Here is a 24,760-nt window from a genome sequence, read left to right on the forward strand (position 1 = left end):
GCTCGAGTAGAAGAACGCCACCATCTGCCACGAGCCGTACGGTGACCGCCGCCTCCTCGAGGGGCGGCGGCCGGTGCCGTGTCACGCGGGCGCGGCGGTACGGCTGCGGTGCCGTGCGGTGAGTCGTTCCAGTACGCCGACCACCTCGTTGGGGTGCGGCGCGGCATTCACCTCCGCCTGCAACTCCTGTGCGCGAAGCCGGAACTCCGGCTCCTTCAGCAGCCGCAGCAGGCCGGAACGCAGGCTCTCCGCCGACACCCCGCCCGCCGGCAGGAACAGTCCGGCCCCCAACTCGGCGAGCCGCTGCGACCGGTACACCGCGTCCCACACCCGACCCAGCGAGATCTGCGGCACCCCGCAGGCCGCTGCGGTCGCCCAGGTACCGGCGCCGCCGTGGTGCACGATCGCCGCGCAGGTCGGCAGCAGAACGTCCAGCGGCACATGGTCGACCAGTCGGACGTTGTCCGGCACCGAGGAGATCAGCTCCCGCTCGGCGGGATCCACCGTGGCGACCACCTCGGCGTCCAGTCCGGAGACCGCCTCGAAGACGTCGTCCACCAGGATGGTGCTGGGCGCTCCGGTGTTGCGGGTGGTCATGCCCGCCGTCACACAGATCCGGGGCCGGGTGGGAGCCGACCGCAGCCACGGCGGAACCACGGTCGGCACCTGCCCGTTGTGCGGGACGTACCGCATGGGCACCAGGGGTTGCCCCAGTGACAGACGTACGCTCGGCGGCATCTGGTCGATCGACCACTGGCCCGTGACGATCTCCTCGTCGAACGAGCAGCCGTGGCGCTCCAGCGTCAGGGTCAACCACTCGCCCAGGGCGTCGTCGTGTTCCGTCCCGGGCCCCTGCTCCCAGTGCTCCCGCAGCAGTCGACGCGTGCTCATGAACATGTCCGGGAAGGAGAGCAGCCGGGCGTGGGCCGCGCCGCTGGCGCGTGCCGCCACCGCCCCGGCGAAGGTGAACGGCTCCCAGATCACGAGGTCGGGCCGCCACTCGCGGGCGAAGGCCACCAACTCGTCCACCATCGACTCGTTGTTGATCCAGGAGTAGAAGAGCGAGGTCATCACGGTCTCATGGCTCATCAGGAAGTCCCGACTGAGCTGCTCGTGACGTTTCTCCAGATAGTCGGGGCGGTCGTGCAGGGCCATCATGGGGCCGCCCACCGCACCGAGCACCGTGTGCAGCGCCGGGTCCTCGCCCACCGGAACCGCGGTCAATCCCGCGCCGGTGATGGCGGGAGTGAGTGCGGGCTGTGAGGCGACCCGCACCTCGTGTCCTGCGGTCCGCAGCGCCCAGGCCAGTGGCACCGAACCGCTGAAGTGGCTCTGCTCCGCGAAGGAGGTCATCAGTACGCGCATGGCTCGACCCTTCAGCAGGGGGAAACGGGAAGGTGCAGCACTCCGCCGGTCATGGGGGAGCGCAGTCGGCGCAGTTCGGGGCCCGTCCGGCGCAGCGCGGGCAGTTGGGCGACGGTGGTCGCCACGACGGCCGTCGCCAGCGGCCTCACCAACGGCTCCAGCGGGCCCGTGAAGAGTTCGTCGGTGAAGGCCAGCAGCGGAGTTCCGGCGGGGCGGTCGAGGTCGAAGCGATCCGGGTCGGGGAAGGCTTCCGGGTCGCGTTGCGCCGCCTCCACCAGTACCACTACATCGTGGCCCGCCTCGATGGGCTGCCCGCCCAGCTCCACGTCCTCGTAGGCGAACAGCTTCAGCATCCGCACCGGCGGGGAATGGCGCAGCGCCTCCTGGACGGCGTCCGAAGCGCGGCCCGGTTCCTGCTGGACCCGGGCCCAGGACTCGGGGTGGTCCAGAAGGAGGGCCACGGTCCGGGCCGCGGTGTTGGCGGCCATCTGCACCCCGGCGACGGCGAACAGCCCAGCGACCGCCCGGTCGTCCGCGCCGGACCCCTCGCCCGCGGCGTCGAGCAGGGCGCCGACGTGTTCGACCGCGGTGATCAACGCCCGGGCCGTGGGGGTCCGCGGCGGACAGACCGTCGCGTCCAACGCGGGTGCGGTGTCCACGCACAGCTGTACGAAGTGCTCCCGTTCGGCGGACGGGACACCGAGCAGCGCCGCCACGGCGGTCGCCGCGACCGGGTGCGCGACCTCGGTCATGAAGTCGAACGCACCGTCCTGCCGGCCCAGCACCTCCTTGCACCGTTCGGCGACCCCGGCCGCGAAGTCGGTGCCGACCGCGGTCCGGGCCAGTGCGCTTAGCTTCCGGTACTCGTCCCGCTCCTGTGCCAGGTACACCTCGTCGAGCGGCAGGACCTTGTGCAGGGCCGGGAGTTGCCACTCGTAGGTCGGTTCGCCGTCCGATCCGTCGGCCGGCACCGGGTAGCGGACGCCGAACCGGGGGTCCCGCAGCAGTGCGGCGGCGGTTCCGTAGCTCGCGGTCACCCATGCGTCGGCCATGCTCCACATCACCTCGCCGTGTGCGCGGGCGTGCCGACCGAGATCGTGCGGGTCATCGCTCTCGGCCCTCAGCAGCAGGGCGTACGGGTCGTCCTTGATGCCGTAGATCCACTGCATGCCCCGGAGCGACATCAGCAGGGAGCCCAGCTCACTGTCGGTCTTGGTGGAAATCATGCGGTCGAAATTAAGCCGGGGCCCTCTAGCTTCTCTCGACTCTCGCTGTCCTTTCCTCAGGCCAGCAGGCTGTGCAGACACGCCACCAGACTGCGCGCCTGGATGTTGAGGTAGTGGCTGTGCCGCAGGAGCTCGGTGAGTTGGTGGACGGCGGTCCAGCGATAGTCGGGGTGCTCGATTTTGGTCGGAGCCACCTCCACGATCTGGTACCGGTTGAGTGCGTGGTAGAAGCGTCCGCCCTCCTCCGACAGCACCGTGTCGTACCGGATCTGTTCTGGGGCTGCGGACAGGACGGTGTCCAGGAACTCCGGGCGGGCCGCTGCGGGCAGTGCCGCGAGACTGTCGGGGATGCACTGGACGGTCGGTGCGAGTTCGACGACGTCCAGGAACCCGGGCTCCACCCGGGCGTGCATCAGGGCGTGCAGCACACCGCCGATGTCGGCGACGAGCAGGGCGATCACGCCCAGGCCGTGCTGCTGGATCATGGGCTGGGACCAGTGCGCCACTTCCCGGCCGCCCGCGGTCACGTCCACGCCGATGACCGAGAAGAACTCACCGCTCTCGTGGGAGATCCGCTCGGACGTGCGCTGCCAGCCCGTCAGCCGGTCCAGTGGTTGGAGCCGGGCGGTCACCTCGGTCCGGGTGCGCACCTCGGTCATCCAGTGCAGCAGCTCGCCGGTCGAGTGCCGACTGCCCGATGCCGCCGCACAGGAACGGACCAGCGCACCCCGGAAGCCGCTGCCGTCGGACCGCAGCACGGTGTCGAGCCCGGGCCCTGCCAACGGCAGACTGGAGAGCACCGAACGCAGATCCATGTTCACGGTGTCCTCGACGGCCAGCAGTTCCTGGATCTCTCCGATGGTGAGCCAGACGAAGCCGTCCAGGAGTGGAACCTCCCCGACCGCCTCCACCACCATGTTGCGGTTCCGCTTGCGGTAGAACCAGGAACCTTGTTCGGACTGGCGCACATCGGCTATCTGCCGGTGCCGCCACGGCTCGCGGAAGAACTCCAAGTACGGTACGGCCCGGCCCTGGTGGACCCGGAGGTAGTTGCTCCGGGTCGCCTGGACGGTGGGGGCGAGTTGTAGCCCGTTGCGATTGCCCGGCTCGACCTTGGCCTGCACCAGGGCGCGGAGCACTCCGTCGTACTCCTTCACCAGCAGGCCCAGCACACCGATCTCCGGCTGATGGATGACCGGCTGCGTCCAGTACGGCACCGGCCCCTGGGGGCGATGGATCGAGAGCCCCTCCACACTGAAGAACCCTCCGCTGTGGTGGTGGAGGTTGCCCGTGTCGGCATCCTGGCGCCAGCCCTCCAACTCCGCCAGCGGCGCGGGGCGCACTTGGGTGTAGGCGCGTGCTCCGAACTCCTCGAACCACTGCCGGAATCCGGTCAGCGGCCCGCCGCCTCGGCCGCGTTCCCGTACCGACTCGCCGAGCCGCAGGGTGAGGTCCCCGAGGTCTTCCAGGTCTTCGAAGCCGCCGTCCGCCGCCGTCAGTCGACCCGCAGCGGTGAGCGCCGTCATGCTGACCTCAGCGCCCGGTCGATCTTCAGACAGGTCTGGTAGTCGGGCAGCAGACCCGCGGCCCGGGCCTCCTCCAAGGTGGGGGCGACCCGGTCGCGTTCGGAGAGGATCGGGGCCACGTCCGTCGGAAGGGGCAGTCCGAGGGTCGGATCGAGCACCGACAGCGCCGCCTCGTTCTCCGGCACGTACTCGCCGGAGAGCATGTACGACACCACCGTGTCGTCCTCCAGGGCGATGAAGCCGTGGGCCATCCCGACCGGGAGGTACACCGCCCGGAAGTCCTCCTGGTCGAGCAGCGCACTGTCCCAGCGGCCGAACGTGGGGGAACCCACCCTGATGTCCAGGATGATGTCGAGGGTCCTGCCCCGGGCGCAGTAGACGTACTTGGCCATGCCCGGCGGAGTGACGGTGTAGTGCAGTCCGCGCACCACACCACGGCGCGACCTGCTGTGATTGGTCTGGGCGACCGGGAACAACTTGTGTCCGGTGGCCGCGACGAAAGCAGCCTCCTGATAGGGCGACACGAAGATGCCGCGGTCATCGCCGAAGACCCGGGCCTGGAACTCGAATCCCCCCTCGACGCTGAGGGCGCGCGACTGCATGGTGATCGTCATCATTCGCTCCGATGAGGCTGTGAACGGTGTTCGTCCGTCAGACGTTCGAGGGTGGGCACGATGTCCCGGGGCACGGGCATGGCGAGCATCTCCCTGCGCACCCCGGCCGCGGCACGGGCGAACGACGGATCGTCCAGCACCCGGGTCAGCAGCGCGCGCAGAGAGTCGGCGGTCTGCGGTACGTCGTCGGGGACCGCGAGTCCCGAGCCGCTGGTCTCCAGATGGCTCCGCTTGGCGGCGCCGTCCCACAGGGCGGCCGGAAAGATGATCTGCGGTACACCATGGAGCTGCGCGGTCTGCAAGGTGCCCGCGCCACCGTGGTGCACGACCGCCGCACAGGTCGGCAGCAAGGCGTCCAACGGGACGTGGTCCACCACCCGGACGTTGTCCGGAACGCGCGCCCCCGGCGGGAGCTGGGAGGCGCTCAGGGTGGCGATCACCTCGATGTCGAGGTCGGCCACCGCCTCCAGCAGTTCGGCGACCGGCGCGGGTTCATCGCCCAGCACGTCCCGTCCGGTGTGTCCGAGCGTCACACAGACGCGCGGTCGTTTCACCGGCCCGTACAGCCAGGAGGGGATCGAGGAAGCCCCGCCGTACGGTACGTAGCGGACGGGCACATGGTTGCCGCCGACCGGCCCGCGCATCGAGGCCGGGATGGGGTCGATGGTCCACTGCCCCGTCACGGCCTCGTCGGAGTACGCCACGGAGTGGCGCTCCAGGGTTCGGCTGAGCCAGTGCTCCAGCGGGTCGTGACGCTCCTGGACCGGCCGGTCCAGGAGCGTCCTCCGATACGTCGCGTGGCTGCGCCCGATGAGGTCGAGGCTGAACAGCAGCCGGGCGTGCGCCGCGCCCGTGGCCATGGCGGCGACCGGTCCCGCGAAGGTCTGGCAGTCCCAGATGACCAGGTCGGGGCGCCAGGAGCGGGCGAAGGCCACCAGGTCGTCGATCATGGACGGCGGTGACAGGCTCGGATAGACGTAGGCCGTCAGCGCCTCGAACGCATCGTGGAGATAGTCGTGGGTCAGTCGCTCCGGACGCGTCCCGGACAGATCCGTGAGATTGACGAAGTCGAGGTCCTCGGCGGCACGGGGAGCGTCGGATTCGTTCCGCTCCCGGGTCATGCCGTCCATCTGCTCGTCCAGGCGCAGCTCCTCACCGACGGCGACACCGGTGAGACCCGTGTGACTGATGTACTCCACGAGATCCGGCTGGCTGGCGACGCAGACGTCATGGCCCGCCGACCGCAACGCCCACGCCAGTGGGATCTGGATGTGCAGGTGTGACGTCGCGGCGAAGGTCGTGAACAGGACCCGCATCAAGACTCTCCTCTTCTTTCGCCCCGAAGCGTGGGTCACCTGCCTCGCAACCCGCTCAACGACGGCTGGACGGCCGGCCCTGTGGTCAGACGCCCACGCCGTCCTCCTGGAGCTGCCGGTGCTGCCGACTGACCGTCGCGATCCTCAGCGCCGCGACCAGATCCCGGTAGAGGTCGTCGGACGCGAGCAGTTCGTCATGGGTGCCGGAGGCGCGGCAGAGGCCGTTCTCCATCACCATGATCTTGTCGGCCTCCACCACCGTGGACAGCCGGTGCGCGATGGTGACCACCGCTCCCCGCTCGGCGACCCTGACGATGGCGTCGTGGATCGCCGACTCGGTGAGGCCGTCCAACTGCGCGGTCGCCTCGTCCAGGAGCAGGATCTCCGGCTCGCCCACCAGGGCCCGCGCCAGGGCGATGCGCTGTCGCTCCCCACCGGAGATCTCGGTATCCGACAGGGTGGTGTCGAGGCCCTCTTCCAGTTCCCGCACCCGCTCGTCGAGCCGTACGGCCCGCAGCACCGACCAGAGGTCGTCCTCGCTGGCCTCCTGGTGGTTGTAGAGCAGGTTCTCCCGCAGGGTGCCGGGGACCAGGGGGGTGTCCTGCTCGACGTAGACGATCCGCCTGCGCAGTTCGTCGAGGTCGTAGTGGTCGAGCGGGACGCCGTCGAGGCGGACCGTGCCCTCGGTCGGGTGCAGGAAGCGCAGCATCAGCGAGAACATCGTGGTCTTTCCCGCGCCGGACGGGCCGACCACAGCGGTGTGGCCGCGGCGGGCGATGCCGAGGGAGACACCGTTCAGGGCGGTGCCGGCGTCCGGTCCGTACCGGGCGACGACGTCGTGGAACGAGAGGACGGGGGAGGCCGGTGCCCGCTCCGGCGTCGGTACGGCTTCGTCCGCCGCCGGAATGACGGCGGGGCGCCGCTCCTCCGGCAGGTCCTGGATCTCCTTGATGCGCGCGGCTGCCACCAGACCGGATTGGAGGAGCGAGACGGTCTGGGTCAGCTGGGTCACCGGCTCCACGATCCAGAACGCGTACAGCAGGAAGGCGACCAGCCCGGAGACCGGTAGCGTCCCCTCGCTGACCCGCCAGGCCCCCACCGAGAGGATCATCAGGATCGCGCCTTCGAAGCCGACGCCCGCGAGCGTCCAGGTCAGCGATTCGATGCGGATCGCGCGTACGCGCTGACGCGCGGACTCACGGGCCTCGACGAGTATCCGCTCGCCCTCCCGGCCCTCACCGCGGCTCGCCTTGACGGTGCGGATCGCCCGCAGCGCGCCTTCGAGCACCCCGCCGAGCCGCCCGATCGCGGCCTGCGCACGCTCCTGGGCCCGGGCGAGTGGGGGCATCAGCAGACCGATGGCGATGGCCATGACCACCAGCGTGCCCAGCATCACCAACAGCAGCACCCAGTCGAGGGAGGCCATCAGCACCAGGGCGCCGACGATGGTGATGACCGCGCCGAAGAACTCCAGCGCGGTGGAGGCCGCCGCTTCGCGCAGCAGCACCGTGTCCGAGGTGACCCGGGTGATCAACTCGCCCGACGAACGCCGGCTGAGGACTCCCAGGGGTGCGTGCAACAGCCTCTTCACCATGGAGGTGCGCGCATCGAGCACGATCTGTTCGGCGAGCTTGCCGAGCAGGACCGCTTGGAACAAGCCCACCACGGCGCCCACCACCAGCAGCCCCACGAGCAGCCAGATCGCCCCGGCGATCGGCTTCGACTCGGCGAGCCCGTCGAGGATCCACTTGGTGGCCATCGGCGTGGTGAGCATCGCGGCCGTGGTGAGCGTGGTGAGGACGAAGGCGACGAGCAGGGTCCAGCGGTGGGGATGGACGAACGACCAGAGCACTCGGAGGTTGGCCCAGCGCAGCGGCGGCGGTGCCTCGGTCTCGGAGACATCCGGTTCGGTCACGAGAAGGGCCTTTCATGGGGAGCGGCAGTGGGGAAGTCCCTCATTGAAATGGGACACCAATGTCCCAAGTTAGCATGTGCTCAATCCTCTATGGGAGTTGTCTGCTACCTTTGGGTACGTGAGTGACATCGCCGGGGAGTCCGGAACGCGGAACCGTACGCGCCGCGCCATCTTGGGCGCAGCTGCCGAAGTGCTCGCCCGGGACAGGACCGCCACGCTCGCCGACATCGCCAAGGCGGCCCAGGTCGGGCGCAGCACGCTGCACCGCTACTTTCCCGACCGGGACGTGCTGATCCACGCCGCAGTGGCCGACTCGTATCTGGTGATCCAGCAGTCCATCCAGGACGCGGCGGTCGACCAGGGCACGGCGTTGGAGGCGATGCGCCGCCTCATCGCGGCCATCGTCGACACCGGAGGTCGGATGCTCTTCCTCTACGGCGACTCGCGCGTCCTGGAGGACTTCGCAGCGCACGACGGCGGGGGCGGCACGGGCGACGTGGGGGACCCGGGGGAGTCAGGAGAAGGGGCCGAGTCCGACACCGCTCCGGACTCGGTCTCCTCGATGGTCGTCGACCTGATCAGGCGCGGTCAGTCCGAGGGCGCCTTCGATCCGAGCCTCGACGTCGACTGGGTGCAGGACGTGATCTGGGCCCTGGTCTACACCGGCTGTGAGGCCGCGAGCCGCGGCACCCTGCCGCGCCACGGTGTCACCACCGCGGTGGTCCGCATGTTGGAGAACGGAATCCGCGAACAGTGAGCCCATCGAGAGGAAGCACGACGTTATGGCAATACTGGTGGCCGGTGCGACAGGAAACGTCGGTCGGCATGTGGTCGGACGGCTCGTCGCGGCAGGGCAGGACGTCCGCGCGCTGACCCGCCGCCCGGGGGCCGCCGCACTGCCCCCCGAGGTCCGCGTCTTCGAAGGCGACCTCACACGCCCCGAGACCCTGCCGCCCGCCTTGGAAGGCGTGCGGACCATGCTGCTCTTCCCGGTCGGGGAAGCCGTCGACGAGGTGGTGGCCCTGGCGGTGAAGGCAGGGGTGCGCCGGATCGTGGTCCTCTCGTCCGCGGCCGTCACCGCGGGCTACGACACCGAGTACCACTACCCGGTCGAGCAGGCCGTCGAGCGTTCCGGGCTGGAGTGGACCCATGTGCGGCCCGGTGAGTTCGCGGTCAACTCCCTCTACCTCTGGGCCCCTTCCATCAAGGCGGAGCGCCGTGTGGTGGACGTCGACCTCGACACTCCCGGCACCCCCATCCACGAGGCCGACATCGCGGACGTGGCCGCAGCCGCCCTGATGGACGACCGGCACGCCGGCAAGGCGTACGACCTCGCAGGACCCGAGGCGCTGACCCACCGCGACCAGATCGCCGCGATCGCCGCTGCCATCGACGCGCCGCTGCGCGTGGACGAGGTCGAGCCCGATGAGGCCAGGGAGTTCTACCGGGCCCAAGGCGGTTGGGCCGCGGAGAACGCCGACTTCCTCTTCGGCTTCGAGGACTACTCGGGGGCGACGACCGACCCGGGTGAGGCAGCGGCCGGCGCGGACCAACAGGAGGGCGCGGACCACCTGGTCGGTGCGGATCAGCAGCACGGCGAGCAGTCGGCGGACGGCGAGGCGGAGGAGCAGACGTGGGAGGAGCCGGACATCTCCTGGCTCACCTGCACCGACATCACCGGTGGACCGGCCCGCACCTATGCCGAGTGGGCCCGCGACCACGTGGACGACTTCCGCTGACCTCCTCGGGGCGGTGGGTGTCGAGCGCGATGCGAGCGGCTTGCATCCCCGCCCTCCTACCGTGAGCGAACGAGTCTCACCGGCTGAGGAGTTGGGGATGCGGGTCCTGTTCACGGCGTTCGCCACCAGGTCACACATGTACGCCTTCGTGCCGCTCGCCTGGGCGTTGCGGGCGGCCGGGCATGACGTCCTGGTGGCGAGCCAGCCCGATCTGGTCGAAGACATCCAGGCCACCGGGCTGACCGCCGTGGGCGTCGGCGAGCCGCTCAATCTGGCCGAGGACATGATCTTCGAGGATCTGGCCCCCGGACCCGACGACCCCCACGGCGTCGACATGAACACCTGGCCCGAGCTGCTGGACATCGGCGAGACCTCACTGGAGCGGATCACCGACGACTACGCACAGGGGGTCTTCGCCGCCTACGGGCCCCTGATCTTCCACTCCCTCTCCTCGCTGATGATGGACGACATGGTCGACTTCGCCCGCTGGTGGAAGCCCGACCTGGTCGTCTGGGACACGATGACCTATGCGGGACCGGTCGCCGCGAAGGCGTCGGGGGCCGCCCACGCCCGGTTGCTCTTCGGACTCGACCTGGTGGGCTGGATGCGGCAGCACCATCTGGCCGCGCTGGCCAGGCGGCACCCCGCACTGCGGGACGATCCGATGGCCGAGTGGCTGAACTGGACGCTCGGGGACTACGACCGCGAGTTCAGCGAGGACACGGTCCTGGGGCAGTGGACGATCGACCCGGTACCCACCTCCATGGCCCTGCCCACCGCCACCACCCGGGTCCCGGTCCGCTACGTCCCCTACAACGGGCCGTCGACGATTCCGGCGTGGATCCGCGAGAAGCCGAGCCGTCCACGGGTCTGCGTCACCATGGGCGTCTCCCAACAGGAGGTGTTCGGCAAGGACCGCGCGTCCCTCCAGGAGATCATCACGGCGACCGCCGAACTCGACATCGAGGTCGTCGCCACCTTGAACGCACGCCAACGCGCCGCCCTCGGCGAACTGCCGCCCAATGTACGGGCGGTGGACTTCGTCCCCCTGGACGCCCTGCTGCCCAGCTGCGCCGCCATCATCCACCACGGCGGATCGGGCTCCTTCAAGACCGCACTCGCCCATGGCGTACCGCAGATCATCGTTCCGGCCATGCTCTGGGACACCGTGCGCAAGGCGGAACTCCTGACCGAGGCAGGGGCGGGACTGCGGGTCGAGGACCCCGACCAGTTCACCGCCGCAGAACTGCGCGACCTCCTGAGCCGGATCCTCAACGACCCCTCCTACGCCCGACGGGCCGCCCGGTACCAGCAGGAGATCCGGGCGACCCCGGCGCCCGCCGACATCGTGCCCACCTTGGAGGGGCTCACCGCACACCATCGACAGGGGGCTGTGACCCGCGTCAGGTGAGCGAGAGCCCACCGTCCACGGGGATGACCGTGCCGTTTGCGTAGTGGGCCTCGGGGCGCGTCAGTTCGGTGATCCACCAGGCGATCTCCTCCGGGGTGCCGACGCGCCCCGCCGGTGACTGCCCCGCCATCTGCGCCAGAAACCCCTCGTACTGTTCGGGCGACATGCCCATCCGCAGACCGATGCCGCTGTTGACGACGCCCGGGGCGATGCCGACGACCCGGATCCCGCGGGGCGCCAACTCGACCGCCCAGGTTCGGGTGAGGAAGTCCAGGCCGGCCTTGCTTGCACCGAACACTCCGGCGCCGGGCCAGGCGCGCGACCCCACCGCCCCGGAGGAGCCGACGTTGACCACGGTGCCGCCGCTGGCCGCCAAGGCGTCGAGGGCGGCCCGGGTCAGCGCGATCGGGCCCAGCAGATTGGTGGCGATCTGCGCCTCGTCGTCCTCGCGGGTGTGATCTCCGAGAGTGCCGTACCGGGACGTGGCGGCGTTGTTGACCAGCACGTCGAGCCGACCGAACTCCCGCAGCGCCTCCCCGACCACCAGTTCGCCGACGTCGGGCCGGGTGAGGTCGGCGACCACCGTCCGCATGGTGTCGTGGTCCTTGGCCGTCTCGGCGAGGGCAGCTTGGGTGCGCCCGGCGATCAGCACCCGGGCGCCTCGTGCGGCGAACGCATGTGCCGTCGCCCGGCCGATCCCGGTGCCGCCCCCGGTGATGACGACGACGGGTGTCTGGATTTCTTCTACGGTTTTCGACATGGGCACAGCGTGCGGAGCCCTCCTCGAACCGGAGTCGACTCCGCCTCGCTCCGGGCTGCGGCCCGGAGCGGAGGACGGTCTCCCCGCCAGGGGTCAGCCCTCGGCGCGAACGGTCGTACGCGGCAGATACAGATGGGGCTCGCTGGTGCTGAGCGCACGCAGCGCCGCCGCGTGCGGCTGGAACTCGGGCTGGGCGACCGCCCGTCGCAGCGACTGGGCGTCGTCCCACCGGGCGATGTTCACATAGCGGCTGCCGTCCGTGGTGTGGCGCAGCAACGTGTGCTCCACGAAGCCGGGTTGCCGGGCCATGAACTCCGCGGTCCGGGAGAACGCCTCCTCGAACTCCTCCGGAGCGGCCGAGAGCGTGAACGTGTTGATGAAGGTGACTCCGGCCTCGGGCACTTGGGCGGTCATGTCCGAAATCCTTTCGCAGACGTCGCTGGGTTGCGCGCCAGCATGGAGCAGCGGGCTCGTCGCCCGCTCAACGCCCGCCCGACGGATTCGAGCCGATCTCGACGGGGCGGCGATCGGTGGATGCCACGTTCTGTCTGCCTGTCAACGACCGGACCAGTGGGAGTGCCACGCATGAGCGAACAGATCGAAGCCGTACGCAGGGTCATCAACGCCTTCAACACCGGGGACGCCTCGGACGCCGCCGAGTACCTCCACGAGGACTATCTCAATCCGGCCACCCAGGAGCACGGGATCCCCCCGGGTCCGGGTGGATTCCAGATGATCGTCAAGTGGGTGAAGATGACCTTCTCCGACGAGGCGCACTTGGAAGAGGTCAAGATCGAGGAGAACGGCGAGTGGGTCCGCGCCTACCTCGTCCTCTACGGTCGGCACGTCGGCAATCTGGTCGGCTTCGCCCCCACCGGGCGGCGGTTCGCCGGTGAGCAGGTCCACCTCTTCCGCTTCGTTGACGGCAAGATCCGCGACCATCGGGACTGGCCCGAGTTCCAGGGCACCCTGCGTCAGCTCGGCGAGCCCTGGCCCGAAGGCGGCGGCTGGCGCCCCTAGGACACGACCCAGGACACGACCCAGGTCGCGTCCTGGCCGCTCGATCCGGCCCCGCCCGTCTCCAGCGGGATCCGGCTCGTTCACCAACGAGCCCTCCTAGCGTGGAACGCATGGGCACCCTCATGATCACCGGCGGGGCCGGATTCATCGGATCACATTTCGTCAGACACTGGTGCGACACCCATCCCGGGGACCGTGTCGTCGTCGTCGACTCGCTCACCTACGCGGGCAACCTCCGCAATCTCGACGACGTGCGGGGCCGCATCGTCTTCGAAGGGGCGAGCATCACCGACGGCACGGCGATGGAGCGCGTACTGCGCACCCATGCGGTGGACGTCATCGTCAACTTCGCTGCCGAGTCCCACAACTCCTATGCGCTGCTGGAACCAGGACAGTTCTTCCTGACCAACGTGCTCGGGACGCAGACCCTGCTGGAGGCCGCACGCCGCGTGGGGGTGGATCGTTTCCACCACGTCTCGACCTGTGAGGTCTACGGAGACCTGGACCTGGACGCAACGGAGTTGTTCACCGAGTCCTCCCCGTATCGGCCGCGCACCCCTTACAACGCCAGCAAGGCAGGGGCCGACCACGCGGTCCGGGCCTACCACGAGACCTTCGGCCTGCCGATCACCATCTCCAACTGCGCCAACAACTACGGCTCGCACCAGTTCCCGGAGAAAGTCATTCCGGCCTTCACCACGTCAGCGCTGGACGGCAAGCCCCTCCAGCTGTACGCCCAGACGGAGAACCGTCGGGAGTGGATCCACGTCCTGGACCACTGCCGGGCCATCGAAGCCGTGTTGGAGCGCGGTCAGGTGGGGCGGACGTACCACGTCGGCACCGGGCAGGAGGCGTCCATCGAGCAGATCGCCGATCTGGTCCTGGATGAACTCGGACTGCCCGCCTCCATGAAGACCATCGTCCCGGACCGGCCCGGCCACGACCGCCGTTACGTCCTGGATTGGACCACCCTGCGGGATGAACTCGGCTGGCGACCCCGGACCGACTTCACCGAGGGGCTCCGGGAGACCGTCCGTTGGTACGCCGAGAACCGGGCCTGGTGGGAGCCGCTGATCGACCGGATGCCGGTCAACGAGGGCCAGTGGGCGACCGGAACACCGGCCTCAAGCCCGGGAGCCCGCTGACCCCAGCCCGTGCGCCCGAACGGATCCGGGCGGAACCCGCCGGGCACGCACACCACCTCAAACACACCGCATCACGCACACCGCATCACGGACGCGAGAACACCCGTGGGGGACGGCCGCGAACGGTCGTCCCCCACGGTCCGTGCACGGTTGACGGTGGGGCCCTCACCCCCGCGCGGTGGCGCTCTTGACCTCCTCGGCGATCGCCATCACGTACTGGCCGTACTCCGAAGCTGCCAGTTCGACACCCAGCGCGGCGCAGGCCCCCGCATCGATGAATCCCATGCGCAACGCCACTTCCTCGACGCACGCGATCCGTATCCCCTGCCGCTTCTCCAACGTGCTCACGTACTGGGTGGCCTGCTGGAGGGACTCGGGGGTGCCGGTGTCCAGCCAGGCGGAACCGCGGCCGAGGTCCACCAGCTTCGCCTGGCCGCGCCGCAGATAGACCAGATTGACATCGGTGATCTCCAACTCGCCGCGCGGCGAGGGGCCGATGTTCTTGGCGATGTTGACCACGTCGTTGTCATAGAAGTAGAGGCCCGTGATGGCCCGGTTGGAGCGGGGGCGAGCCGGCTTCTCCTCCAGCGAGACCAACCGCCCCTGCTCGTCGGCCTCGCCGACGCCGTACCGCTGGGGGTCGTGGACGGGATAGCCGAAGAGCACACAGCCCTCGACGTCCCGCGCGTTCTCCGCGAGCACGTCCGAGAACCGGTGGCCGTGGAAGATGTTGTCGCCCAGCACCAGGGCCGCGGAATCGTCCCCGATGTGGTCGGCGCCGATGATGAACGCCTCCGCGAGCCCGCCGGGGCGGGGCTGCTCGGCATAGCTGAGCTCCAGCCCGAGTTGTGAACCGTCGCCGAGCAGTCTGCGGAACTGCGGCAGATCGGCGGGCGTCGCGATGATCAGGATCTCCCGCACATCGGCGAGCATCAGCACGGAGAGCGGGTAGTAGATCATCGGCTTGTCGCCGACCGGGATGAGCTGCTTCGACACCGCCAGGGTGATCGGATACAGCCGGCTGCCGGTGCCGCCGGCCAGAATGATTCCCTTCATGGGATTCCCCGTCCTCACCGTCCGGGAACCGGACGGCTCCTCGATGTGCGTGGAGCGCCGGGCCGGACGTGTGTTTCCTCGATGAGCCGCGCCGGCCCGCCCCGGAGGACGGAACGCCGGCGCGGCATCCTCACAACGTGGCCAGTACGTCGCGCAGCGCGCCGATGACCTTGTCCTGGACCCCGCTGGGCAGCGAGGGGTACATCGGCAGTGAGAAGATCTCCCCGGCCGCCTTCTCAGTGACCGGCAACGAACCCTCCCGCCACCCCAGGTGCGCGAAACCGCTCATGGTGTGGACCGGCCAGGGGTAGCTGATGTTCAGCGAGATGTCGTACGCCTTGAGCGCCTCGATGATCGCGTCGCGCCGGGGGTGGCGCACGACGTACACGTAGTACACGTGGTCGTTGCCCGGCGCGATCGCCGGAAGCACCAGATCCGTATCGCCCAATCCCTCGGCGTACCGCTGGGCGATCGCCTGGCGGCCCTGCGCGTACGCATCCAGACGGCGCAGTTTGCGGCGCAGGATCTCCGCGTGCAGTTCGTCCAGCCGACTGTTGTGCCCCGGTGACTGGACGACGTAGTAGCGCTCCTCCATGCCGTAGTAGCGCAGACGTCGCAGATTGGCGTCGATCGCGGCGTCGGAGGTGATGGTCGCCCCCGCATCGCCGTACGCGCCCAGCACCTTGGTGGGGTAGAAGGAGAAGGCCGCCGCGTCGCCCATGGTCCCGGCCAACTGGCCGTGGTGGCGTGCGGCGTGCGCCTGGGCACAGTCCTCGAAGAGCACCAGCCCGTGCCGGTCGGCCAGCGCCCTCAGCGGGGCCATGTCGACGCACTGCCCGTACAGGTGCACCGGCAGCAGACAGCGCGTGCGGGGAGTGATGGCCGCCTCGACCTGGTCGACGCGCATCAGATAGGTGGCGTCGTCCACGTCCACGAACACCGGTGTCGCGCCCACCGAGACGATCGCCACGACGGTCGGCGCCGCGGTGTTCGACACCGTGATCACCTCGTCGCCAGGACCGACTCCCGCCGCCTGGAGTCCCAGCTTGATCGCATTGGTGCCGTTGTCGACACCGACGCAGTGGTCGACGCCGTGGAAGGCGGCGAACTCCTCCTCGAAGCCGCGCACGCTCCGGCCGAGCACCAACTGCCCCGAGCGGAGCACGGTGTCGATGGCGTCATGGATGTCGGCGCGCTCGTTCTCGTACTCGGGCAGGTAGTCCCACACATACGTGGTCATCGGATGGCCTCTCTGACACATCGTCCGCAACGTGTCGTCAACGGGTTGGAGCGGACAGTCCGTGCTGTCCGCGCAGACGGCTTCGGGGTCAGTCCCGGACGCCGACGAAGAGTCCGCGGCCGGTCGGCGCGCCCGGCAGGTACTCCACCGAGCAGCCGGCGGCGGCGAATGCCTCGGTGTACTCCTCCTTGCTGAACAGGGTGAGGACGTCGATCTCGGTGAACTCCCGGATCCCCGAGACGTCGCCCACCAGGAATCGGACCTCCATACGGGTGGCCCTGCCCTGGAGTGTGGAGTGCGAGATGCGGGCGACCGTCAGCCCGTCCTCCCGGCCCAGGTCGCCCGCGACGTACCCCTCGACGTGGTCATCGGGGAACCACCACGGCTCGATGACCAGCACCCCGCCCGACGGCAGATGTGCGGCCATCGACGAGACGGCCGCACGCATCTCCTCGACCGTGCCGAGATAGCCGATCGAGCAGAACATGCACACCACCGCGTCGAAGGTGCGGCCCAAGGAGAAGTCGCGCATGTCGCCGCTGTGCAACGGGACGCCCGGCAGCCGCTCCCGCGCCAACTCCAGCATCGGAGGGGCGATCTCCAGGCCCTCGGCGTGCTCGAACCGTTCGTCGAAGGTGGCGAGATGGGCTCCCGTGCCGCAGGCGACGTCGAGCAGCGAGGCCGCATCGGGCCGCCGTGCCCGGATCAGTCGCGCCACGTCCTCGGCCTCGCTCGCCCAGTCCTTGCCGCGGCTGCGGTAGAAGATCTCGTACACCTTGGCGAGTTCCTGCCCGTACATTCCGTTCTCCCTGGGGTTGGCAGCGTTGGTTCATCCGGTCTGTCCGGTCTGTCCGGTCCGTACGGGAAGGAGCGCACGGCGGGGGTGGGGCGGCCGTTCGTGCTCAGTCGTCGACCACGGCGACCGCCCTGGCCCAGCCCGCGCCCGCGCCGCGGATCTTCACCGGGAAGCAGGAGACCTGGAATCCGTACGGACCCGGCAAGGCCCCGAGATTGGCCAGCCGCTCGATCTGGCAGTACTCGCGCTGTCGCCCGGCGACGTGCGCCGGCCAGAGCACCGACCGGTCACCAGTACTGCGGTAGCGCGCGATGATGTCCCCGAAGGGCGCGTCCAGGCTGAACGCATCGGTGCCGATCACCCGTACGCCCAGGTCGAGCAGGAGGTGCACGGCCGGCCCGTCCAGCCCGGCGAAGTCCGTGAAGTAGGCCCCGGTGCCCACCCGGGCGTCCGCACCGGTGTGGAGCAGCACGATGTCCAACGGTTCGGGAGTGCGTCCGATGCGGGCGAACTCCTTCTCCAACCGGTCCGCCCCGATCACGCCGGTCGGTGCGTCGGTCATGTCGAGCACCATGCCGGGCCGGTGGAACCAGTCCAACGGCATCTCGTCGATGTGGCGGGGCACCCCGGTGCCGTAGGCGGTCTTGGAGCCGTAGTGCGACGGCGCGTCGACATGGGTTCCGGTGTGCGTGGTCAGCGACAGCCGGTCCAACGACAGGAACTCGCCGTCGGGCAGCTCGTCCGGGTCGAAGTCGATGCCGAAGTGCTCCCGCATCTCCGCGCTCATGTGCTCGGCGCCCTCGCGCGGCGACAGCACCTCGTGCACCACCGGATCGGGCTCGACGAACGAGGCGTCGACGGGCGAGGACAGATCGATCAGGCGCATACGTCACCTTCGGGCAGTGGACAACGCTGAAGCCCGATCGTGCGCGGCCTTCGCCGCAGGTCGTTGGAGGATCGCTGGGGCCGGTCCTCAACGGAATGTCGAAGACGGTGCGGCATCGTCCCCGTACCCGAGAGTGCGGGAAGACGGCCCGAGGAGGAGAACGCGGTGTCAGCACAACTATGCGCAGAGGTACAGCAGTTCTACGCACGCCATATGCAGTACCTCGACGACGGGGCCGCCGAGGAGTGGGCCCGGACCTTCACCGAGGACGGCAGTTTCCACCCGCCGTCCCTGCCCGAGCCGGTGCGCGGGCGCGACGCCCTCGCGGCGGGCGCCCGGAAGGCGGCGGCCGGACTCGCGGAGGCGGGGGAGGTGCACCGGCACCTGCTCAGCATGGTCGCCGTCGACCCCCAGGAGGACGGCACCCTCCGGGTCCGCAGCTACGCACAGATCGTCGCCACCCCTCGGGGCGGTCAGCCCAGGCTGCACCTGATGTGCGTGTGTGAGGACGTGCTCGTCCGCGAGGGCGGCGAACTCCTGGTGCGCGAGCGGCGCGTCACCCGCGACGACCGGCCCTGAACCCGCAGCGGGTCCGTGGGCCTCCCCGGCCCGCGGACCCGCCCGCGAGCCGGGAACAACCCCTGCCTACCCTCCGAGTTGCACCTTGAACGAGGCGAAGTCCCGCAGCGGCAGCGACCGGCGGCGCACCGGCTCCTCGGCGAAGCGCAGCTCCGGAAGTCCCTTCACGATGGCCATCAGCACCGCCGCGATCTCCATCCGGGCCAGGTTCATCCCCAGGCAGTGGTGGATCCCGCTGCCGAAGGCCAACGAGCGCGGCGCCTCGCGCGACGGATCGAAGACCTCCGGCCGCGGGTTCGCCGCCGGGTCCCGGTTCGCCGCTCCGAGCAGCACCCGCACCGGGGAGCCCGCGGGCACCACGTGCTCGCCGAACCGCACCTCTTCGGCGGCGTACCGGAACCCGGCCGACATGGGCGCGGGCGCGTCCCACCTGAGCACTTCGTCCACGAACCGCAACGCGCCCTCGAAGTCGACGATCCCCTGCCGGTGCTCGGGGCGGTGCAGCAGGGTGTGCACGGCGATGTCCAACGCGGTCGCCGACGTTTCGAACCCCGCCGTCAGCAGGGCGACGAAGACCGCCTTCAACTCGTCGTCGGTCAGCGGCTCCGACTCGGAGGTGTCCGGTGCGACCAGCGCGGACACCAGATCGTCCGCCGGCTGCGCCCGACGCCGTTCCACCAGCTCCCAGAGCCGGTCGAGGAGGGTGTGCAGGGCCACGTCGGCGTCCTTGAGCGCGTCCGTGTCACTGCTGGGGTCGACCACGTTGATGATCCGCGGAATCAGATCGGCGAGCAGCCGGTCGTCGTCGAGCGGCAGCCCCAGCAACCGGGCCATGACCTGGAGGGGCACCGGGACGGAGAGTTCGTGGTGGAAGTCGATGACCGCGCCGTCGGCCGACTGGGCGCCGACCTTGGCCACGTGGTCCCGCGCGATGGTCATCACACCGTTCTTGAGGGACTCCACCCTCCTGGGGGTGAAGGCCCGGCCCACCAGCCTCCGCAGCCGGGTGTGCTGCGGGGGATTGGCGTTGACGATCGACGTCACCAGTACCTTGAAGGCGTCGTACCGGCTCTGCTCCGGCATGAACCGGGCGAACGTCTCCGCGTCCGGCGCGGGGAAGAGCGCGGGGTTCTTCATGACGTACGAGCAGTCCTCGAACCGGGTGAGGACGTAACCCCCCAACTGCGGTGCGAAGTACATCGGTTCATGGGTGCGGAGCCAGTCGTAGAGCGGATAGGGGTCGTCCTGTCCCGGGGCGAGCAGTCCGCCCAGGACCTGCGATGCTTCACTGGTGGCCGAAAGCTGGTGATCTTCGGGGTTCACCTGCGTGCTCCTCGTTCGAACGGCGACGGTCCCGCGTAGCGTGACCGGCCCCCTTCGAGCGTGACTCAACGCAAACTCGATGTCCGGCGGTCACCATGGCCGCACATCGCCCCCGGAACGCGTCACCGGCGGTCCGCAGCGGCGGGCGGCGGAGCCGTGCCGGCGAGTACACCCCGTGCGAAACGACCGTGAGAGGCGAGCTTCGAGAGATGAGTGGTGAGGACATGCCCCAGACCCCTGACGATTCCCGTGTCTGGTTTGTCACCGGAGCCTCACGCGGCCTCGGGCGCGCCTTCGCCGAGGCTGCGCTCGACGCGGGGGACCGGGTCATCGCGACGGCGCGCGACGTTTCCGCCCTCGACACCCTGATTGATCGTCATGAAGGCCGGCTGGCGGCCTTTCCGCTCGACGTCACCCAACGCCAGCAGGTGATGGCGACGGTCGCCCGGGCCGCCGAGCTCTTCGGACGCCTGGACGTCGTCGTCAGCAATGCGGGCCAACTCCTCTACGGAATGATCGAGGAGACCACCGAGGAACAGGCCCGCGCCCATCTCGACGTCAACTTCTTCGGAGCGCTCTGGGTCGCTCAGGCGGTCACCCCCCTCCTACGCGCCCAGGGGTCAGGACACTTCTTCCAGGTCTCCGTCGCCGGCGCGGGCGGCGGCTCCGCCTCGACCGGGTTGTACAGCGCGGGCAAGGCCGCCGTCAGCGCTCTCGGCGAGGCCCTGGCCGAGGAGGTCGAGCCCTTCGGCATCAAGGTCACCCTGCTGGAGCCGGGGGAGTACGACACCGGTCTCGGCGAACTGGGCACCACCGCCACCGAGGAACTCGACGCCTACGACGAGGCACGGGCCCGGATGATGGAGTCCTGGAGCGAAGCCGCCGAGCCCGCCGCCGATCCGCACCGGGCCGCCGCCGTCGTCCTGGAACTGTCCCGCATGGACAGCCCGCCCCGGCACCTCGTGCTCGGCGGCACCGCGTACGACGACGCACTCGGCGACCTGCGGGAGCGGATCGAGGCCCGCACCCCGTGGGCCGCGCTCAGTCACCGGGCCGGCTGAGCCCGTGCGGGTCCTCTTCACACCGTTCCCCGCCACCACCCACGTCAACACGCAGGTCCCGCTGGCGTGGGCGCTGCGATCGGCGGGTCACGACGTCCGCATGGCCACCCAGCCCGATGTCCTCGAAGACATCCTCGACGCCGGACTCACGGCCGTGCCGATCGGCGACGCCCTGGACGTCGCGGCCCAGATGAACCCCGAAAGCCCCGCAGCAGCGGACGGGCCCGAGGCCGAGCCCGAGCAGCAGGACGACGAGGAGGAGTGGCTCGACGTCCTCGACATCGGGGAGACGAACCCGCAGAAGCTGACGTACGACCATCTCCAAGGGATCCTCACCACCTGGACCCACGTGGTGCACCAGAACACCAACCCCCGTCCCGTCATCGCCGAACTGGTCGACTTCGCCCGCTCATGGAAGCCCGACCTGGTCATCTGGGACACCATGTACTACGCGGGAGGCGTGGCCGCGATGGCGTCCGGAGCCGCCCACGCCCGGCTGCTGTTCGGCCTCGACCTCATGGGGTGGGCCCGACAGCACTACCGTGCGCACCTCGCCCAACGGCCGCCCGAACTGCGGGACGACCCCCTGGAGGAGTGGCTCGACCCCGTACTCCGCTCCTACGGCCGAGCGTTCGCCGAGGAAGCCGTGCTCGGACAGTGGACCATCGACCCGCTTCCGGTGTCCCTGCGGCTACCGGTCGACCAGCCCTTCACCCCCGTCCGCTACGTGCCCTTCAACGGTCAGTCGCCGTTCCCCAACTGGCTGCGCGAGCCGCCCGCGCGACCCCGGGTCTGTCTGACCCTCGGCCGTTCCTTCCGGGAGATCGTGGGCGGCGACCGGGCATCGGTCCAGGCACTGCTGGACGCCGTCGCCGAACTGGACGTCGAGGTCGTCGCCACCTTGGACACCGGTCAACTCGGCTCGCTGCCCCGAGTGCCGGACAACGTCAGGGTCGTCGACTTCGTCCCCCTCGACCTGCTGCTCCCGACCTGCGCGGCGATCGTCCACCACGGCGGATCGGGCACGGTGGCGACCGCACTCGCCCACGGAGTGCCGCAGATCATGGTGCCCGCCCGTATGTGGTGCAACATCCCCAAGGCGCAGCAGGTGGAGCAACTCGGCGCCGGGCTCTACCGACAGGCCGAGAAGTTCACCGCCGACGAGCTCAGGGCCATGCTGGTCCGGGTGCTCGAAGAACCCTCGTTCGCCCGGAACGCGACCCGTCTGCGCGAGGAGATGCTCGCCGCCCCGGCCCCCGCCGATCTCGTTCCCGTACTGGAACGGCTCACCGCAACCCATCGCACCGGCCCACGCTGAGGAGTGACCCACCGCCATGAGCGCCCACAGTTCCGCAGTCCCCGCGCCCCGCGCCGGTTCCCCCGCGCCAGTGGCCCCGCGATCCGGGACGGTCGCCGTTCTCGGCGCCACCGGATGCGTGGGACGGCAGGTGTGCGCGGCCTTCGCCCGGGAGGGGCGCGAAGTCCTGGGCATCGCCCGCAACCGCCGCGACCAGCCGACGGGCATCGCGTTCACCGCCTTCGACGTCGCCAACGGTGACCCGGCCGAGTTGGCGGAACTGCTCACCGCCGCCGGGGCGGACGTGGTGGTCAACACCACCGGCGGATGGGTGCTGACCGAGGAGGCGATGTACGAGTCCCACGTCCAGTTGGTGGACCGACTGCTCGCCGCGACGGCCCTGATGGCGTCCCGACCGAGGATCGTCCACCTCGGCACCATCCACGAGTACGGCTTCGTAGACGAGGGAGTGTCGATCGACGAATCCCTCGTGCCGGACCCGGTCACGCCCTACGCCCGGACCAAACACGCCGGTTCCGCCGCAGTCCTCGCCGCCACCGAAGCGGGGGAGGCCGACGGCGTGGTGCTCCGCCCGGTGAACCTGTGCGGACCGCACACGACGGAGGCCAGTTTCCTGGGCGCACTGATGGCCCGGATCGCCGCGGCAGACCCGGGCGAGGGCCTGGAACTCACGCTCGCCGAAGCCCGACGCGACTATCTGGACGTCCGCGACCTCGCCGAGGCCGTCCTCGCGGCGGCGCACGCCCCGGTGACCGGTCGGGTGATCAACCTCGGGAGGGGTGAAGCGGTACCGATGCGGGAGATCGTCGCCCTGGTCGTCGACGCCTCGGGCTTCCCGTCCGAAGCGGTACGCGAACGGACGGCCGAGGTGCAGAGCAAGGGCGGCAACTGGACCCGTGCCGACATCTCCCTGGCGGGGGAACTGCTGGACTGGCGCCCCGGGATCGGTCTCCGCGAGTCCCTGCGGGACATGTGGGCCACCGGCCCCGGGCGGCTTCCGTAGCGCCCGGGCTGGGCCCATCACCGGCCGATCTGGGGTGGGGCCGCCGGGAGCGTCGGTCGATCATCCCGAACGGTCGCCGGACCCCTTGCCGCCTTCGACCGGTACGTTCTTGACCAGCGGCACGTTCTTGACCAGCGGCACGTTCTCGGGTGGTAGCGAGACCACTACCCCTTCTCCGGTACGCATCGTCAGGTTCCGTACGTCCGGTACCAGCAGCACCAGCGCGGTCACCAGGACCACCAGGACGGAGCACCCCCAGAGCGCCGCGCTCCGTCCGAAGGCGATCTCCGCGGGCCCTGCGAGCGCGGTCGCCAACGGGACCATCGCCACCGAGCCGAACCAGTCGTAGGACGAGACGCGCGAGAACTTGTCCTCCGGGATCTCCTGGTGGAGGGCCATCATCCAGGCCACACCGAACACTTCGATGGCGATGCCGCTCACCAGCATCACCACGATCAGCCCCTCTACCTGGAGGGGCACCGCCAGCGCGGCGGACGGGGCCGCGAGGGGGAAGACGCACAACGATCCGGCGAGCAGCATCCTGCGCGGCTTCCACCGCATCATCAGGACCGCGCCCAACACCGTGCCCACGCCGAACGCCGCGAGCGCCAGGCCCCACGGGGCTGCTCCGCCGAGTTCGTCCCGTGCGACGAGCGGCCCGTACACCCCTTCGGCCGCCGCGACGACGGCGACGACCACGGAGAACTGCGCCACGATGCCCCACAGCCAGGGCCGGCTGCGGACCTCCACCCACCCTTCCCGCATGTCGGAGATCAACCCGCCGCCCGACTCGCGGGGACGGATGTGGCCGACGTCGAGGAAGGCCCGGAGCGCACCGGCGACGGCGAAGGCCGCGGCGTCCACGGCGAGCACCCATCCGGGCCCGATCGCCGCGATCATGGCGCCGCCGATCGCCGCGCCACCGATGGCCGCACCGTGCATCGCCATCCGGAAGAAGGCGAAGGCCCGGCTGGCCTGTGTTCCGCTGACGCTGGACAGCAACATGCCCTCGGCAGCCGGGTTGAAGAATGCCTGTCCGGTGCCGCCGAGGGCGGAGAGCACCATCATCTGCCACAACTCGGCCTCGCCGCCGAGTACCAGCACGGCGAACGCCGCCTGTGACACACAGCTGAGCGCATTGGCCGCGACCATCACCCGGTGGCGGGGCAGCCGGTCGGCGACCGCTCCGCCCACCAGGAGGAAGAGCACGAGGGCCAGGGTACGGGCGGCAGCGACCAGCCCCACGTCCCCGGCGTCGCCGCCCGTCTCGATCACCGCGAACGCCGCCGCGATCATCGCACCGTGGCTTCCCAGGTTGGCGATGATCGCGCCGGCGGTCAGGAGGACGTAGTTGCGCCCCGCCCAGACGGGTGGGCGCAGCGGTCCGCGGCGGGGGGAGGCAGAGGTCACCCAGGGACTATCCCCGCTCCTCAGAGCGCTGCCAAACGAATAAAGCGGTCC

The 24,760-nt window shown here is 69.8% G+C and carries 23 protein-coding genes; 9 read left to right on the forward strand and 14 right to left on the reverse strand.

The window, feature by feature from the left end; all coding sequences use genetic code 11:
• Positions 1 to 81: 81 nt before the first annotated feature.
• The 6 genes from ABZ348_RS16460 to ABZ348_RS16485 form a co-directional block, all read right to left on the reverse strand.
• Complete coding sequence (locus ABZ348_RS16460; protein ID WP_358933521.1) at positions 82 to 1,365, reverse strand: activator-dependent family glycosyltransferase; 1,284 nt, start codon at positions 1,363 to 1,365, stop codon at positions 82 to 84.
• An 11-nt stretch (positions 1,366 to 1,376) separates the two neighbouring features.
• On the reverse strand, positions 1,377 to 2,591 hold the full coding sequence (locus ABZ348_RS16465) for a P450-derived glycosyltransferase activator (protein ID WP_358933523.1): 1,215 nt from the start codon (positions 2,589 to 2,591) through the stop codon (positions 1,377 to 1,379).
• Positions 2,592 to 2,647: 56 nt separating this feature from the next.
• Positions 2,648 to 4,117, reverse strand: coding sequence for an NDP-hexose 2,3-dehydratase family protein (locus tag ABZ348_RS16470; RefSeq protein WP_358933525.1), 1,470 nt, complete (start codon positions 4,115 to 4,117; stop codon positions 2,648 to 2,650).
• Positions 4,114 to 4,731, reverse strand: coding sequence for a dTDP-4-dehydrorhamnose 3,5-epimerase (gene rfbC / locus ABZ348_RS16475; protein WP_358933703.1), 618 nt, complete (start codon positions 4,729 to 4,731; stop codon positions 4,114 to 4,116). Before rfbC ends, ABZ348_RS16470 begins: the two co-directional genes overlap by 4 nt.
• The gene (locus ABZ348_RS16480; protein ID WP_358933527.1) at positions 4,731 to 6,047 is read right to left on the reverse strand and encodes an activator-dependent family glycosyltransferase; all 1,317 of its coding nucleotides are present in this window, start codon (positions 6,045 to 6,047) and stop codon (positions 4,731 to 4,733) included. Before ABZ348_RS16480 ends, rfbC begins: the two co-directional genes overlap by 1 nt.
• 85 nt (positions 6,048 to 6,132) lie before the next feature.
• On the reverse strand, positions 6,133 to 7,962 hold the full coding sequence (locus tag ABZ348_RS16485) for an ABC transporter ATP-binding protein (RefSeq protein ID WP_358933529.1): 1,830 nt from the start codon (positions 7,960 to 7,962) through the stop codon (positions 6,133 to 6,135).
• 118 nt (positions 7,963 to 8,080) lie between these two features.
• Here ABZ348_RS16485 and ABZ348_RS16490 point away from each other — a divergent pair, with 118 nt between their 5' ends.
• The 3 genes from ABZ348_RS16490 (at position 8,081) to ABZ348_RS16500 (ending at position 11,112) form a co-directional block, all read left to right on the forward strand.
• On the forward strand, positions 8,081 to 8,719 hold the full coding sequence (locus tag ABZ348_RS16490; protein ID WP_358933531.1) for a TetR/AcrR family transcriptional regulator: 639 nt from the start codon (positions 8,081 to 8,083) through the stop codon (positions 8,717 to 8,719).
• Between the two features lie 25 nt (positions 8,720 to 8,744).
• A complete protein-coding gene (locus tag ABZ348_RS16495) occupies positions 8,745 to 9,701 on the forward strand; it encodes an NAD(P)H-binding protein (RefSeq protein ID WP_358933533.1) in 957 nt (318 codons plus the stop codon).
• A gap of 97 nt (positions 9,702 to 9,798) precedes the next feature.
• Positions 9,799 to 11,112: an activator-dependent family glycosyltransferase gene (locus ABZ348_RS16500; RefSeq protein ID WP_358933705.1), complete on the forward strand. Its 1,314-nt coding sequence runs from the start codon at positions 9,799 to 9,801 to the stop codon at positions 11,110 to 11,112.
• Here ABZ348_RS16500 and ABZ348_RS16505 read toward each other — a convergent pair.
• Together ABZ348_RS16505 and ABZ348_RS16510 are read right to left on the reverse strand one after the other, a co-directional pair.
• Complete coding sequence (locus tag ABZ348_RS16505) at positions 11,105 to 11,872, reverse strand: SDR family oxidoreductase (RefSeq protein ID WP_358933535.1); 768 nt, start codon at positions 11,870 to 11,872, stop codon at positions 11,105 to 11,107. The genes ABZ348_RS16500 and ABZ348_RS16505 overlap by 8 nt on opposite strands.
• 93 nt (positions 11,873 to 11,965) lie before the next feature.
• Complete coding sequence (locus ABZ348_RS16510) at positions 11,966 to 12,286, reverse strand: antibiotic biosynthesis monooxygenase family protein (RefSeq protein WP_358933537.1); 321 nt, start codon at positions 12,284 to 12,286, stop codon at positions 11,966 to 11,968.
• A gap of 171 nt (positions 12,287 to 12,457) precedes the next feature.
• Between ABZ348_RS16510 and ABZ348_RS16515 the strand changes: the two genes are divergently transcribed.
• Both ABZ348_RS16515 and rfbB read left to right on the forward strand, forming a co-directional pair.
• Positions 12,458 to 12,892 (forward strand): ester cyclase, encoded by a 435-nt coding sequence (locus tag ABZ348_RS16515; RefSeq protein WP_358933538.1) that lies wholly within the window; start codon positions 12,458 to 12,460, stop codon positions 12,890 to 12,892.
• A 110-nt stretch (positions 12,893 to 13,002) separates the two neighbouring features.
• Positions 13,003 to 14,037, forward strand: a complete 1,035-nt coding sequence (gene rfbB / locus ABZ348_RS16520) for a dTDP-glucose 4,6-dehydratase (protein WP_358933540.1) — start codon at positions 13,003 to 13,005, stop codon at positions 14,035 to 14,037.
• Positions 14,038 to 14,202: 165 nt separating this feature from the next.
• Here the strand turns inward: rfbB and rfbA are convergent, their stop codons facing one another.
• From rfbA to ABZ348_RS16540, 4 genes are all read right to left on the reverse strand, one after another.
• Entirely contained in the window at positions 14,203 to 15,093 is an 891-nt protein-coding gene (rfbA, locus tag ABZ348_RS16525) for a glucose-1-phosphate thymidylyltransferase RfbA (protein ID WP_358933542.1), read from the reverse strand.
• A gap of 130 nt (positions 15,094 to 15,223) precedes the next feature.
• Positions 15,224 to 16,333 (reverse strand): DegT/DnrJ/EryC1/StrS family aminotransferase, encoded by a 1,110-nt coding sequence (locus ABZ348_RS16530; protein WP_358933544.1) that lies wholly within the window; start codon positions 16,331 to 16,333, stop codon positions 15,224 to 15,226.
• 88 nt (positions 16,334 to 16,421) lie between these two features.
• Entirely contained in the window at positions 16,422 to 17,132 is a 711-nt protein-coding gene (locus ABZ348_RS16535) for a class I SAM-dependent methyltransferase (RefSeq protein ID WP_358933546.1), read from the reverse strand.
• Between the two features lie 103 nt (positions 17,133 to 17,235).
• Positions 17,236 to 18,015, reverse strand: coding sequence for a cyclase family protein (locus ABZ348_RS16540; RefSeq protein ID WP_358933548.1), 780 nt, complete (start codon positions 18,013 to 18,015; stop codon positions 17,236 to 17,238).
• 165 nt (positions 18,016 to 18,180) lie between these two features.
• On the opposite strand from ABZ348_RS16540, the gene ABZ348_RS16545 reads away from it, so the two are divergent.
• On the forward strand, positions 18,181 to 18,594 hold the full coding sequence (locus ABZ348_RS16545) for a nuclear transport factor 2 family protein (RefSeq protein ID WP_358933550.1): 414 nt from the start codon (positions 18,181 to 18,183) through the stop codon (positions 18,592 to 18,594).
• Positions 18,595 to 18,660: 66 nt separating this feature from the next.
• Here ABZ348_RS16545 and ABZ348_RS16550 read toward each other — a convergent pair whose 3' ends face one another.
• The gene (locus ABZ348_RS16550) at positions 18,661 to 19,917 is read right to left on the reverse strand and encodes a cytochrome P450 (RefSeq protein WP_358933552.1); all 1,257 of its coding nucleotides are present in this window, start codon (positions 19,915 to 19,917) and stop codon (positions 18,661 to 18,663) included.
• Positions 19,918 to 20,141: 224 nt separating this feature from the next.
• Here ABZ348_RS16550 and ABZ348_RS16555 point away from each other — a divergent pair, with 224 nt between their 5' ends.
• The 3 genes from ABZ348_RS16555 to ABZ348_RS16565 are packed head-to-tail and all read left to right on the forward strand — an operon-like array spanning position 20,142 to position 23,299.
• Positions 20,142 to 20,978, forward strand: a complete 837-nt coding sequence (locus ABZ348_RS16555) for an SDR family NAD(P)-dependent oxidoreductase (RefSeq protein ID WP_358933554.1) — start codon at positions 20,142 to 20,144, stop codon at positions 20,976 to 20,978.
• Positions 20,979 to 20,982: 4 nt separating this feature from the next.
• Positions 20,983 to 22,296, forward strand: coding sequence for an activator-dependent family glycosyltransferase (locus ABZ348_RS16560; protein ID WP_358933556.1), 1,314 nt, complete (start codon positions 20,983 to 20,985; stop codon positions 22,294 to 22,296).
• Positions 22,297 to 22,312: 16 nt separating this feature from the next.
• Positions 22,313 to 23,299, forward strand: a complete 987-nt coding sequence (locus ABZ348_RS16565) for an NAD(P)-dependent oxidoreductase (protein ID WP_358933558.1) — start codon at positions 22,313 to 22,315, stop codon at positions 23,297 to 23,299.
• 60 nt (positions 23,300 to 23,359) lie between these two features.
• Here ABZ348_RS16565 and ABZ348_RS16570 read toward each other — a convergent pair whose 3' ends face one another.
• Positions 23,360 to 24,709 carry an MFS transporter gene (locus ABZ348_RS16570; RefSeq protein WP_358933560.1) on the reverse strand — a complete coding sequence of 450 codons (1,350 nt, stop codon included), beginning with the start codon at positions 24,707 to 24,709 and terminating at the stop codon, positions 23,360 to 23,362.
• Positions 24,710 to 24,760: the final 51 nt, after the last annotated feature.

The organism is Streptomyces sp. NPDC005963 (assembly GCF_040638655.1).
Lineage (GTDB): Bacteria > Actinomycetota > Actinomycetes > Streptomycetales > Streptomycetaceae > Streptomyces.

Bases quoted from the DNA above. Each gene is read 5' to 3' on its own strand.
- ABZ348_RS16460 (WP_358933521.1), bottom strand. From the start codon at position 1,365: ATGCGCGTACTGATGACCTCCTTCGCGGAGCAGAGCCACTTCAGCGGT.
- ABZ348_RS16465 (WP_358933523.1), bottom strand. From the start codon at position 2,591: ATGATTTCCACCAAGACCGACAGTGAGCTGGGCTCCCTGCTGATGTCG.
- ABZ348_RS16470 (WP_358933525.1), bottom strand. From the start codon at position 4,117: ATGACGGCGCTCACCGCTGCGGGTCGACTGACGGCGGCGGACGGCGGC.
- rfbC (WP_358933703.1), bottom strand. From the start codon at position 4,731: ATGACGATCACCATGCAGTCGCGCGCCCTCAGCGTCGAGGGGGGATTC.
- ABZ348_RS16480 (WP_358933527.1), bottom strand. From the start codon at position 6,047: ATGCGGGTCCTGTTCACGACCTTCGCCGCGACGTCACACCTGCACATC.
- ABZ348_RS16495 (WP_358933533.1), top strand. From the start codon at position 8,745: ATGGCAATACTGGTGGCCGGTGCGACAGGAAACGTCGGTCGGCATGTG.
- ABZ348_RS16500 (WP_358933705.1), top strand. From the start codon at position 9,799: ATGCGGGTCCTGTTCACGGCGTTCGCCACCAGGTCACACATGTACGCC.
- ABZ348_RS16505 (WP_358933535.1), bottom strand. From the start codon at position 11,872: ATGTCGAAAACCGTAGAAGAAATCCAGACACCCGTCGTCGTCATCACC.
- ABZ348_RS16510 (WP_358933537.1), bottom strand. From the start codon at position 12,286: ATGACCGCCCAAGTGCCCGAGGCCGGAGTCACCTTCATCAACACGTTC.
- ABZ348_RS16515 (WP_358933538.1), top strand. From the start codon at position 12,458: ATGAGCGAACAGATCGAAGCCGTACGCAGGGTCATCAACGCCTTCAAC.
- rfbB (WP_358933540.1), top strand. From the start codon at position 13,003: ATGGGCACCCTCATGATCACCGGCGGGGCCGGATTCATCGGATCACAT.
- rfbA (WP_358933542.1), bottom strand. From the start codon at position 15,093: ATGAAGGGAATCATTCTGGCCGGCGGCACCGGCAGCCGGCTGTATCCG.
- ABZ348_RS16530 (WP_358933544.1), bottom strand. From the start codon at position 16,333: ATGACCACGTATGTGTGGGACTACCTGCCCGAGTACGAGAACGAGCGC.
- ABZ348_RS16535 (WP_358933546.1), bottom strand. From the start codon at position 17,132: ATGTACGGGCAGGAACTCGCCAAGGTGTACGAGATCTTCTACCGCAGC.
- ABZ348_RS16540 (WP_358933548.1), bottom strand. From the start codon at position 18,015: ATGCGCCTGATCGATCTGTCCTCGCCCGTCGACGCCTCGTTCGTCGAG.
- ABZ348_RS16555 (WP_358933554.1), top strand. From the start codon at position 20,142: ATGCCCCAGACCCCTGACGATTCCCGTGTCTGGTTTGTCACCGGAGCC.
- ABZ348_RS16565 (WP_358933558.1), top strand. From the start codon at position 22,313: ATGAGCGCCCACAGTTCCGCAGTCCCCGCGCCCCGCGCCGGTTCCCCC.